The 10,989-nt window shown below is 66.6% G+C and carries 9 protein-coding genes; 4 read left to right on the plus strand and 5 right to left on the minus strand.

Annotation, left to right across the window (positions count from 1 at the left end; genetic code table 11):
• Window positions 1-194: diguanylate cyclase (locus JNK68_07170; GenBank protein ID MBL8540137.1), on the minus strand; the 194-nt coding region annotated here is incomplete at its 3' end.
• 153 nt (window positions 195-347) lie between these two features.
• Here JNK68_07170 and JNK68_07175 point away from each other — a divergent pair.
• The 3 genes from JNK68_07175 to JNK68_07185 all read left to right on the plus strand — a co-directional run bounded on the left by JNK68_07175 (window position 348) and on the right by JNK68_07185 (window position 3,778).
• On the plus strand, window positions 348-1,694 hold the full coding sequence (locus JNK68_07175; GenBank protein ID MBL8540138.1) for an adenosylmethionine--8-amino-7-oxononanoate transaminase: 1,347 nt from the start codon (window positions 348-350) through the stop codon (window positions 1,692-1,694).
• Window positions 1,695-1,716: 22 nt separating this feature from the next.
• Entirely contained in the window at window positions 1,717-3,141 is a 1,425-nt protein-coding gene (dacB, locus tag JNK68_07180; GenBank protein ID MBL8540139.1) for a D-alanyl-D-alanine carboxypeptidase/D-alanyl-D-alanine-endopeptidase, read from the plus strand.
• A 148-nt stretch (window positions 3,142-3,289) separates the two neighbouring features.
• Window positions 3,290-3,778: a hypothetical protein gene (locus tag JNK68_07185; GenBank protein MBL8540140.1), complete on the plus strand. Its 489-nt coding sequence runs from the start codon at window positions 3,290-3,292 to the stop codon at window positions 3,776-3,778.
• A 45-nt stretch (window positions 3,779-3,823) separates the two neighbouring features.
• On the opposite strand, the gene ubiD is transcribed toward JNK68_07185, so the two are convergent.
• The 4 genes from ubiD to recG form a co-directional block, all read right to left on the minus strand.
• Window positions 3,824-5,302 (minus strand): 4-hydroxy-3-polyprenylbenzoate decarboxylase, encoded by a 1,479-nt coding sequence (gene ubiD / locus JNK68_07190; GenBank protein ID MBL8540141.1) that lies wholly within the window; start codon window positions 5,300-5,302, stop codon window positions 3,824-3,826.
• Between the two features lie 15 nt (window positions 5,303-5,317).
• Window positions 5,318-6,184: a 4-hydroxybenzoate octaprenyltransferase gene (ubiA, locus tag JNK68_07195; GenBank protein ID MBL8540142.1), complete on the minus strand. Its 867-nt coding sequence runs from the start codon at window positions 6,182-6,184 to the stop codon at window positions 5,318-5,320.
• The gene (locus JNK68_07200; GenBank protein MBL8540143.1) at window positions 6,181-6,696 is read right to left on the minus strand and encodes a chorismate lyase; all 516 of its coding nucleotides are present in this window, start codon (window positions 6,694-6,696) and stop codon (window positions 6,181-6,183) included. Before JNK68_07200 ends, ubiA begins: the two co-directional genes overlap by 4 nt.
• 114 nt (window positions 6,697-6,810) lie before the next feature.
• A complete protein-coding gene (gene recG, locus JNK68_07205) occupies window positions 6,811-8,961 on the minus strand; it encodes an ATP-dependent DNA helicase RecG (protein MBL8540144.1) in 2,151 nt (716 codons plus the stop codon).
• A gap of 139 nt (window positions 8,962-9,100) precedes the next feature.
• Here recG and JNK68_07210 point away from each other — a divergent pair.
• A partial coding sequence (locus JNK68_07210) for a potassium transporter Kup (GenBank protein ID MBL8540145.1) occupies window positions 9,101-10,989 on the plus strand: 1,889 nt, incomplete at its 3' end.

Genomic DNA, 10,989 nt, shown 5'->3' on the forward strand with positions numbered 1-10,989 from the left:
GCTGAACTGGGAATGGGGATGTAGGTGACGACCTCGGCTTCCTCGAGGTCGGCAAGCCGCTCACGCACGAACCCGTGCCAGTGCAGCGTAAGAATGACGGGGGTATCCGGGCAGGGGACGGCAGCGACCGTGACGGCGAACAACGGAAGTTTACTCGCGGCGATCTGTGTTTCGATGCGCTCAAGGATTTCCACGATTCGGCTCCTCGCTGCGTGATAAACTCGACGGAAATTTTAGCAAGTTCGGTGCCAAACGATGTCCCCGCACAGCCCGTAGCGACGGGCCTTGCCGCATTTGAAACACGCACCGGGCGAGCCGCTTCCTCCGTTTCTCCCGCTCGCACCAAGATGTCATCGACATGCTCTGGCGACACCCCCGGCAACGACAGCTGGCGGCGCCGGTCGCTCACGTCGGTGTGGCATCCGTGCACGCAGATGAAGCAGCACGAATGGCTGCCGCTGATGCCGATCGCGCGTGCGAAGGGCGTGTGGCTGTACGACTTCGACGGCCGGCGCTACCTCGATGCCATCAGCTCCTGGTGGGTCAACCTCTTCGGGCACGGGCATCCGTACATCAAGGCGCGCATCGCGAGTCAACTCGACCGCCTCGAGCACGTGCTCCTTGCCGGTTTCACCCATGCACCCGTGGTGGAACTGTCCGAGCGTCTGGCGGCGCTCGCTCCGGGAAATCTGGGGCACTGCTTCTACGCATCCGACGGTGCGTCGGCGACCGAGATCGCACTCAAGATGAGCTTTCACTACTGGCGCAACGTCGGCGCGCCGGCGAAGACGCGCTTCGTGCACCTGGCACACAGCTACCACGGCGAGACACTCGGTGCGCTTTCGGTGACCGATGTCGCACTGTTTCGGGACACGTACGCACCGCTGCTGCGCGCGCCGCAGAGCGTGCCCTCCCCCGATTGGCGCCTCGCGCCGGTGGCAACGTCGCCGCGCGAACATGCCATCGCCTGCGCCGCAGCCCTCGACGCGCACTTGCAGCAGCACCACGAGAAGACTGCTGCAGTCATTCTCGAACCCCTCATTCAATGCGCCGCCGGCATGGGCATGTATGATCCGGAATACCTGCGGCGCGCGCGTTTTCTCTGCGATCGATACGGCGTGCATCTCATCGCGGACGAGATCGCAGTGGGCTTCGGCCGGACGGGGACGTTGTTTGCCTGCGAGCAGGGCGGAATTGCGCCCGACTTTCTGTGCCTTTCGAAAGGGATCACGGGAGGCTATCTGCCCCTTTCCGTGGTGCTCACGACGCGCGCGGTGTACGAGGCGTTCTATGCCGACGAGACTGCGCGAGGATTCCTGCATTCGCATTCCTACACCGGGAACCCACTCGCCTGCAGTGCCGCGCTCGCGACACTCGATCTCTTCGAGCAGGACAATGTGCTCGCCGAGAATGCCGTGAAAGCGCAGGCGCTCTCGACGCTTGCCGCGCCGATCGCTGCCCATCCGCAGGTCGAACACTTCCGCCATCGCGGCATGATCTGGGCCTTCGACGTGAAGACCGAGGATCCGGCGTTCTCGCGACGTTTCTTCACGGAGGCACTGAAGCGGGAACTGCTGCTGCGACCGATCGGGACGACGGTCTATTTCATGCCCCCCTACGTGATCGCCGACATAGAGCTTGCGCTCCTCTGCGAGCGCACGCTGGAGGCGCTCGACGCAGCGCTTGGTCGGTAAGGCCGGAGACGAGGCAAGGCGCATGAAGACGGCGGCGCTGACCACGCTGATTCTTCTTTGCGTTCTCGCATTGCCGGAGTTCGCCGCAGCGGAAGACGCATTTCCGCTGCAGGAAGCGGCGAAAGCTGCGGGGCTCTCGCCGGACGCCGCCGGCATCTTCGTGCAGGACCCCGCAAGCGGGCGGGTCGTGTACGCCGTGGGCGCCGATCGCGAGCTCAATCCGGCCTCCACCATGAAGCTGCTGACGACCTACGCGGCGCTCGACATGCTCGGTCCGGCTTTCACCTGGAAGACCGAAGTCTGGGCCGACGGCACGCTGCAGGGCGACGTGCTGAAGGGCAACCTGGTCATCAAGGGCAGCGGAGATCCCAAGCTCACACTCGAGAACCTGTGGCTGATGTTGCGCGGGGTCCGCAACCGGGGGCTCAAGCATGTTCGCGGCGACCTCGTGCTCGACCGCAGCGCCTTCCAGGACGTCGATATAGATCCGGCACGCTTCGACGGAGATCCGACGCGCGCCTACAACGTCGGCCCGGACGCGCTCCTCGTCAACTACAAGGCAGTGCGGGTTCACCTGTTGCCCGACCCCGGGTCACGCGCCGTCAGAGTGATCCTCGATCCGCCGCTTGCCAATGTGCAGGTGGAAAACCGCATGACAGTCGGCGGCGGACCCTGCGGCGACTGGCGCGCGCTCATCGCGCCCCATCTCGAGGACGACGGCAAGAAGGCGCGCTTGAGCTTCCGCGGTGCGGTCCCCGCAAGCTGCGGCGAACGCAGCTTCTATCTCAGCGTGCTTGGTCACGCCCCGTACACGGGCGGGGTGTTCCGGTATCTGTGGGAAGAACTGGGCGGCACGCTGAGCGGGGTCGTGCGCGACGGCAGCGTCGGTGCGGCGGGCAAGCTGCTGTTCGCCTGGGAATCCCCCACGCTGGCGGAAGTGGTACGTGACATCAACAAGTTCAGCAACAACGTCATGGCGCGCCAGCTCTTTCTCACGCTGGGGGCGGAGGCGATGGGACCCCCCGCTACTCCCGAAAAATCCTCCCGTGCGATCCGCCAATGGCTGGACCAGAAGGGGCTGTCCTTCCCGGAGCTCGTGCTGGAGAACGGCTCGGGGCTGTCGCGCGTCGAACGCATCTCGGCACGGCATCTGGGCGAGGTACTCACTGCCGCTTATCGCAGCCCTGTCATGCCCGAACTGATGGCCTCGCTGCCGGTGGCGGCGGTCGACGGCACGATGCGCAAGCGGCTCCGGGGCGGGGGCGTCGCCGGCCAAGCCCACCTCAAGACCGGGTCACTCGACGGCGTGAAGAGCGTCGCCGGCTACGTGCTGGACGCGCAGGGGCGCCGCATGGTGGTGGTCTGCATCGTGAACCATGTCGGGACGAATATTGCTGCCGGTGTGCTGCAGGATGCGCTGCTGAGCTGGGTCTATCAGAGACCCTGAGGCGTGGATTCCCGGAACCGCTTCGAAACCCCGCGGCCGGCGCGTGGTCTTATCGACGTCCGTCAAGCGCTGCAGTTTGCGCGCGACAGTCAATGGAATATTATTTCAGTTGTATGCACGCGCGCTTCTTGCAGTGAGCCAAAGAAAGATGAACAAGCTGAAGCTGGTCGCAGCCGTTCTTGCGGCGCTGGCTACCCTCCCGGTGACCTTGGTGGCGAGGGCCGACGACAGTCCTGCCGACCCCTCGGCGTGGGGCTCCTATCGCGGATTGCGCGTACCGTCCTCGGGCAGCGAGTTCCGGTTGCCGCGCAGTCTGCTGTCGGCGGAGCCCAAGAGCAGTTTCACGGTCGATGCGGCGGGCGCGAACAACGAGGGCGGCATGCTTCGTTTCCACTATTCGCCGAGCTTCAGGGATGCCGCCAAGGAGTCGAGCTTGAAGGCGGCGCAGTCTGCCGTCGGCGGACGCAGCGGGTTTTCGCTCTACGGCCAGCTGGGCGATCCGCGCTTCGGCCTGAAAGGCGTCGACGGCGTCGCGGGGCTCGTGCCTTCCGACCGGCCCGGCGGCTTCATCCTCGATCCGCAGCGGGACTTCCGGCGCAATCCGGGCGTCTCGCTGGGAGTTGGCTACGACTTCTGAGAGCCCCAGTCCAAATCGTTCGAAGGCCCGCTCGAGCGGGCCTTTCTATTTCTGGCTGGGATCCAGCCCGAGATCACCCCAGATCGCATCGATCCGCGCTTTGACCGTCTCGTCCATGCGGATCGGCGTGCCCCAGTTGCGACCGGTCTCACCCGACCACTTGTTGGTGGCGTCGATGCCCATTTTCGAGCCCAGGCCGGAGACGGGGCTGGCGAAATCCAGGTAATCGATCGGGGTATTCTCCACCAGCACGGTGTCCCGTGCCGGGTCGACGCGGGTGGTCAACGCCCAGATCACTTCCTTCCAGTCCCGGACATCGACGTCGTCGTCGACGACGACGATGAACTTCGTGTACATGAACTGCCGGAGGAAGGACCACACGCCGAACATCACCCGCTTGGCGTGACCGGGGTACTGCTTCCTCATGCTGACGACGGCGAGCCGATAGGAGCAACCCTCGGGCGGCAGATAGAAGTCGCTGATCTCGGTGAACTGCTTCTGCAGCACTGGCACGAACACCTCGTTCAGCGCAACACCGAGCATGGCAGGCTCGTCGGGTGGTTTGCCCGTATAGGTGCTGTGATAGATCGGGTCCGGCCGCATCGTGATGCGCGTCAGCGAAAACACCGGAAACCGCTCCTGCTCGTTGTAGTAGCCGGTGTGGTCGCCGAACGGTCCTTCGAGCGCCGTGTCGTCCGGCCGGATCTCGCCTTCGAGGACGATCTCGCTCGATGCCGGCACCTGCAGTTCCGATCCGATGCATTTCACGAGCTCGGTCTTGGAGCCGCGCAGGAGCCCGGCGAACTGGTACTCCGAAAGCGTATCGGGCACCGGGGTGACGGCACCCAGCATGGTCGCCGGGTCCGCACCCAGGGCGACCGCGATCGGGAAGGGCTCGCCGGGATGCGCCAGACAATGGTCGCGGAAATCGAGCGCGCCGCCGCGATGGGCGAGCCAGCGCATGATGACCCGGTTCGGACCGATCACCTGCTGGCGGTAGATGCCCAGATTCTGCCGTGGCTTGTGCGGGCCGCGGGTGACCACCAGTCCCCAGGTGATGAGGCGTCCGGCGTCGCCCGGCCAGCAGGTCTGGATCGGCAGCCGGCCAAGATCGACGTCACTGCCTTCCCAGACGACTTCCTGACACGGCGCGCGGCTGACCTCCTTCGGCGCCATGTTGAGCACCTGCTTCAGCACCGGGAGCTTGTCCCAGGCGTCCTTCAGCCCCTTCGGCGGTTCCGGTTCCTTGAGATACGCCAGCAGCTTGCCGACTTCGCGCAGCGCCGCCACCGACTCCTCGCCCATGCCGAAGGCAACCCGCCGTGCGGCACCGAAGAGGTTGGCGAGCACCGGCGTCGTGTGCCCCTTGGGATGCTCGAAGAGGATCGCCGGTCCCCCCGCGCGCAGCACGCGATCGCAGATCTCCGTCATCTCCAAGTACGGGTCGACTTCGACCGCGATGCGTTTCAGCTCGCCCTTGCGTTCGAGCTGTTCGATGAAGTCGCGGAGGTCGCGGTAGCGCATGCCGGCGTGACGGGGTCAGTCCCGCGCCAGGTAGTCGAGCGCGATGCCGACGAACACCGCGGCGCCCACCCAGTTGTTGTGCAGGAACGCCTTGAAGCAGCGTGCGGGATCGCGGTCGTGGATGAGGCAATACTGATGGGCGACGAGACCTGCAGCGACGACAAGCCCGCCGAACCACAGGAAGCCACGGCCGAGGGATGCGCCCACGGCGGCGAGCAGGCCGAGAAAGAGCGCGTGCGAGGCCATGATCGCCGCCACGTCGAAGCGGCCGAAGGTGATCGCCGCGGTCCGGATGCCGATCTTGAGATCGTCTTCGCGGTCGACCATGGCGTATTCGGTGTCGTACGCGATCGACCAGAAGACGTTGGCGACGAGCAGCACCCACGCCAGCGCCGGCACCGTTCCGGTCAGCGCCGCGAATGCCATCGGGATGCCAAAGCCGAAGGCGATGCCGAGATACGCCTGCGGCAGAGGAAAGAACCGCTTCGTGAACGGATAGGAGGCCGCCAGCAGCACGGCCACGAGCGACAGCGCGATGACGAGACGCCCGAAGGGCAGAACGAGCACGAAGGCAACGAGCGCGAGTCCCGCCGCCAGCGTGAGGGCTTCCCGTGCCGAGACCTTGCCTGCCGCCAGCGGACGGTTGCGCGTGCGGGCCACGTGCGGATCGAAATCGCGATCCGCGAAATCGTTCACCGCACACCCGGCCGAGCGCATGAGCACCGTGCCGACGATGAAGACGAGGACGGTCGCGGCGTCCGGCCGCCCTTCCCCGGCGATCCACAACCCCCACAGCGTCGGCCACAGCAGAAGCAGGATGCCGATCGGACGGTCGAGCCGCAGCAGCCGCTGGTAGTGCCCGAGACGTTCGCCGAGCGTCACCGGGGCAGCTCCAGAATCGTCGGCAGGAACACCTCCGTCACCATGAGCGGAACTGCCTCGCGCAGGAAGATCGAGCGCCGCGCCCACAACACGTTCGGACGCAGTTCCAGCCGCGCCGTAGCGCATTCGAACAGCGGGTGGTGGCGTCCGATCGCGCGAAACGCGAGCGGCGTGCGCTCGATGCGCGGATCAGCGAACAAGGCCGCTCCGAGTGGTCGCGCCCCCAGACCGCCGACCCAGCGCCACGGACCCTTCAGCCCCCCGCGGCGGACCACGCTGTGCGCAAAGACGACCGGTGTGTCCGCGCAGCAGAGAAACACCTCGCGCGTCGTCAGCCATTCGCCGGCACGCGCGCGCAGCAGCCAGCGCTCGTCGCTCAGGCTCGGGCGCAGCACCTGGCGCACCGGCTGCAGCTGGAATGCAGCACAGCGTTCCTGCAGGCGGCGCGTGAGCGATCCGCGGTCCACCAGCCACGGGTGGTAGCTCTTGGCATGGGGCGGTACGTACGGCAGCCATCCGGCGAGCGCAGCGGGGTTGTTCAAAGGGATTCGGCGGAAAAGTCTCGATTATGCCAAAGCTGTCGCGGATACCTGCCGCGCGGGCAAGAGGTGCTCCGCACCGCCGCCTCATGCCTTCAGGTAGTCGTGGCGCCCCGGAAACCACCGCTCGAGATGGCGCTCGGCGAGTTCGGGGTGACGCCGCAGCAATGCGTCGGCAACGTCGCGCGCAGCGGCGACGAGATCGGCGTCGGTGTCGAGATCGGCGAAGCGCAACAGCGGCAGGCCGCTCTGGCGCGCGCCGAGAAACTCACCGGGGCCGCGCAGCGCGAGGTCGCGACGCGCGATCTCGAAGCCGTCGCTCTGTTCGTAGACGATCTTCATGCGCTCGCGCGCCTGCGGCGACAAGGGCCTCTGATAGAGCAGGATGCACACGCCGGCGGCCGTGCCGCGGCCGACACGCCCGCGCAGCTGGTGCAGCTGGGCGAGTCCCATGCGTTCCGCGTGCTCGATCACCATGAGCGTTGCGTTCGCCACGTCGACGCCGACCTCGATGACCGTGGTCGCGACCAGGAGCTGCACGGCGTTGCCCTGAAAGGCATCCATCACCGCGGCCTTCTCCGCCGGCGGCAGGCGACCGTGCACGAGGCCGACGCGAAGCTCCGGGAACGCCTGCCGTACCCACTCGAACGTTTCCAGCGCCGTCTTGAGCTGCAGCGCTTCCGATTGCTCGATCAGCGGACATACCCAGTACGCCTGGCCGCCGGCAACACAGGCATCGCGCACGCGCGCAATCACGGCGTCACGCTTGCGCTCGTCGACGAGCTTGGTCACCACCGGCGTTCGGCCCGGCGGCAGTTCGTCGATCACCGACACATCGAGGTCCGCGTAGTAGCTCATCGCCAGCGTGCGCGGAATCGGCGTCGCGCTCATCATGAGCTGGTGCGGCTGCAGGCCCGCGCGCTGCTCTCCCTTCTTGCGCAGGTTGAGGCGTTGCTGCACGCCGAAACGATGTTGTTCATCGACGATGGCAAGCCCGAGGTTGGCGAATGTCACGGCGTCCTGGAAGAGCGCATGGGTGCCGACGGCCACCGCGCACTCGCCGCTTTCGATGGTGGCGATCGCGGCGCGGCGTGCCGGCGCCCTGAGGCTGCCTGCGAGCCAGACGACATTGACTCCCAGCGGTGCCAGCCATTCGGCGAACTTGCGGTAATGCTGTTCGGCGAGGATCTCGGTGGGCGCCATCACGGCCACCTGACGACCGTTTTCAATCGCCTGCAACGCGGCGATGGCGGCGACGATGGTCTTGCCGCTGCCGACGTCACCCTGGAGCAGGCGCTGCATCGGCACCGGGCGCGCGAGATCGCGTGCGACATCGTCGACCGTGCGTCGCTGCGCGCGGGTCAAGGCGAACGGCAGTGCGCCGATCAGCTTGGCCGCCAGTGAGCCGCGCGGCGGCAGCGGGGGTGCGCGCATCGCTTCGCGTTGCTGCCGGGCGTGCCGCAGCGAGAGCTGCTGGGCCAGCAATTCGTCGAACTTGACGCGCCGCCACGCCGGATGGCTGCGCGTTTCGAGGCTCGCCTGCGCGGTTGCCGGCGGCGGGCTGTGCAGCAGCCGCACGGCGTCGTCGAACGGCACCAGCGCGAGCCGTGTGCGCAGCGCGGCTGGCAACGTGTCCAAAAGATCGCAACGGGCGAGGCTTTCGCGCACCAGACGACGCAAGGCGTCCTGCGAGACGCCGGCAGCCGCCGGATAAACCGGGGTCAGGCCGCTCGGCAGCGGCGTGCCCTCCGCCACGACGCGGTAGCGCGGGTGGATCATCTCCGCGCCGAAGAATCCGGGGCGCATTTCGCCGAAGCAGCGCACGCGCACGCCGGGCGCGAGCTGTTTCACCTGGCTCGGGTAGAAGTTGAGGAAGCGCAGGCAGAGCACACCGGTGGCATCCTGCACGCGCGAGACGAGCTGGCGCCGCGGCCGGAAGACGACCTCGGTGGCGACGACTTCACCCTCCACCAGCACGGAAACCCCCTCGCGCGCTTCGCCGATCGGCTGCAGTCTCGTCTCGTCCTCGTATCGCAGCGGCAGGTGCAGCAGCGCGTCGGACAGACCCCTGATCCCGAGTTGCCGCAGGCGCGCGCGCAGGGCCCGCGCCACGCCCGGCAGCTCAGTCGTTGCCGCCCCGTCGTCAGCCGCAGCGACGGGGGTCGCGGTGGACGCGGAACGACGCTGCGTGGGCGGCTTGGCGCGCGCAGCGCGCACGGCAGTCTCCGGTGGGGTCATGGGCTCGTGCATGTTATGCGCAACGCTCACGGCGGGACAACTCGCGGGTGCGGCGTCGCCCGCGAAGGTGCGCTATCATGCGCCGCACGCCCGCTTGTCCCCCCGCAGATCCCCACGCTGAACCCGACGGTCCCGGACGATGCACGCCGCCGCGAAGCAGGTCGAAGCGACGAACTCTCCCGAGCGTCCGAAGCAGGCGCTCGCGACACTCATGCTGGGCGCGATGGGCGTGGTCTACGGCGACATCGGCACCAGCCCCCTCTACACCCTGAAGGAAGCCTTCACCGGCCACCACAGCGTCGATGTCACGCACGACAACGTGCTCGGCATCCTCTCGCTCGTGTTCTGGTCGATCATGATCATCGTGACGCTCAAGTACGTGACGATCATCATGCGCGCCGACAACCGCGGCGAGGGCGGCATCATGGCGCTCACCGCGCTCGTCCTGCGCGCAACGCAGGATCCCAGACGGCGCTGGACCCTGATGGTGCTCGGCCTCTTCGGCGCCGCGCTCTTCTACGGCGACAGCATGATCACGCCGGCCATCTCCGTGCTCTCGGCCGTCGAGGGTCTGGAGGTCGCCACACCCGCGTTCAAGCGCTACGTGGTGCCGGTGGCCATCGCCGTGCTGATCGGGCTCTTCGCCGTGCAGCGCCATGGCACCGCACGGGTCGGCGCGCTGTTCGGGCCGGTGATGCTGATCTGGTTCTCCACTCTGGGATTGCTCGGGATCTGGAACGTGCTGCGCTATCCCGAAGTGCTGACCGCCCTCAACCCGGTGTATGCCATCCAGTTCTTCACGTTCAACGGCTGGCACGGCTACTTCGCGCTCGGTTCGGTGGTGCTGGCGGTGACCGGTGCCGAAGCGCTGTATGCGGACATGGGCCACTTCGGGCGCGATCCGATCCGCTACGCCTGGATCTCGTTCGTGCTGCCGGCGCTGCTGCTCAACTACTTCGGACAGGGCGCGCTGATCCTGAACGACCCGAGTGCCGTAAGGAATCCCTTCTACCTGCAGGTGCCATCGCTGGCGCTGTATCCCTTGCTGGTGCTCGCCACCGCCGCCACCGTCATCGCGTCGCAGGCCGTCATCTCGGGGGCGTATTCGCTCACGCGACAGGCGATCCAGCTCGGCTACTGTCCGCGCATGAACGTGATGCAGACCTCGGAGCACGAGATCGGACAGATCTATCTGCCGTGGATCAACTGGATGCTGCTCTTCGCGATCGTCGCGCTGGTGATCGGCTTCGGCTCGTCGAGCAATCTCGCTGCCGCGTACGGCATCGCGGTCACAGCGACGATGGCGATCGACTCGATCCTGGCGTTCGTGGTGATGCGCTTCCTGTGGGGCTGGCACGTCGCGCTGGCGCTGCCGCTCGCCGCCGCGTTCCTGTTCATCGACATCGTCTACTTCACGTCGAATGCCATCAAGATCGTCGAGGGCGGATGGTTCCCGGTGCTGATCGGGATTGGCGTTTTCATCCTGCTCGCGACCTGGCACAAGGGGCGTCAGATCCTCTTCGATCGGACGCGCCCCGGTGCCATTCCGCTCGAGCCCTTCATCCAGAGCATCGCCGTGCACCCGCCGACGCGCGTGCCGGGCACCGCCGTTTTCCTGACCACGAGTCAGGAAGGCGTGCCGCATGCGCTGCTGCACAACCTGAACCACAACAAGGTGCTGCACGAGCGCATCGTGCTGCTCACGGTGACCACCGAGGAAGTGCCGCGCGTGGCGGATGCCGATCGCGTGGAGATCGAGACCAAGGAAGCCGGGTTTCACCGCGTGAAGGTCCGCTACGGATTCAAGGATGAGCCCGACATCCCGTACGCGCTGGAACTCGCCTCCGCCAAGGGGCTCAAGTTCGAGCCGATGGAAACTTCGTATTTCCTGAGCCGGGAGACGCTGATTCCGACCGTGGCGCCCGGCATGGCGCTGTGGCGCGAGAAGCTCTTCGTGACGATGGCGCGCAATTCCGCCAGCGCCACCGCCTACTTCAAGCTGCCGACCAATCGCGTCGTCGAGCTCGG

The sequence above is a fragment of the Betaproteobacteria bacterium genome, assembly GCA_016791345.1.
Taxonomy (GTDB): domain Bacteria; phylum Pseudomonadota; class Gammaproteobacteria; order Burkholderiales; family JAEUMW01; genus JAEUMW01.

Coding starts and splice junctions, on each gene's coding strand:
- JNK68_07175 (MBL8540138.1), top strand. CDS start 348: ATGTCATCGACATGCTCTGGCGACACCCCCGGCAACGACAGCTGGCGG.
- dacB (MBL8540139.1), top strand. CDS start 1,717: ATGAAGACGGCGGCGCTGACCACGCTGATTCTTCTTTGCGTTCTCGCA.
- JNK68_07185 (MBL8540140.1), top strand. CDS start 3,290: ATGAACAAGCTGAAGCTGGTCGCAGCCGTTCTTGCGGCGCTGGCTACC.
- ubiD (MBL8540141.1), bottom strand. CDS start 5,302: ATGCGCTACCGCGACCTCCGCGACTTCATCGAACAGCTCGAACGCAAG.
- recG (MBL8540144.1), bottom strand. CDS start 8,961: ATGACCCCACCGGAGACTGCCGTGCGCGCTGCGCGCGCCAAGCCGCCC.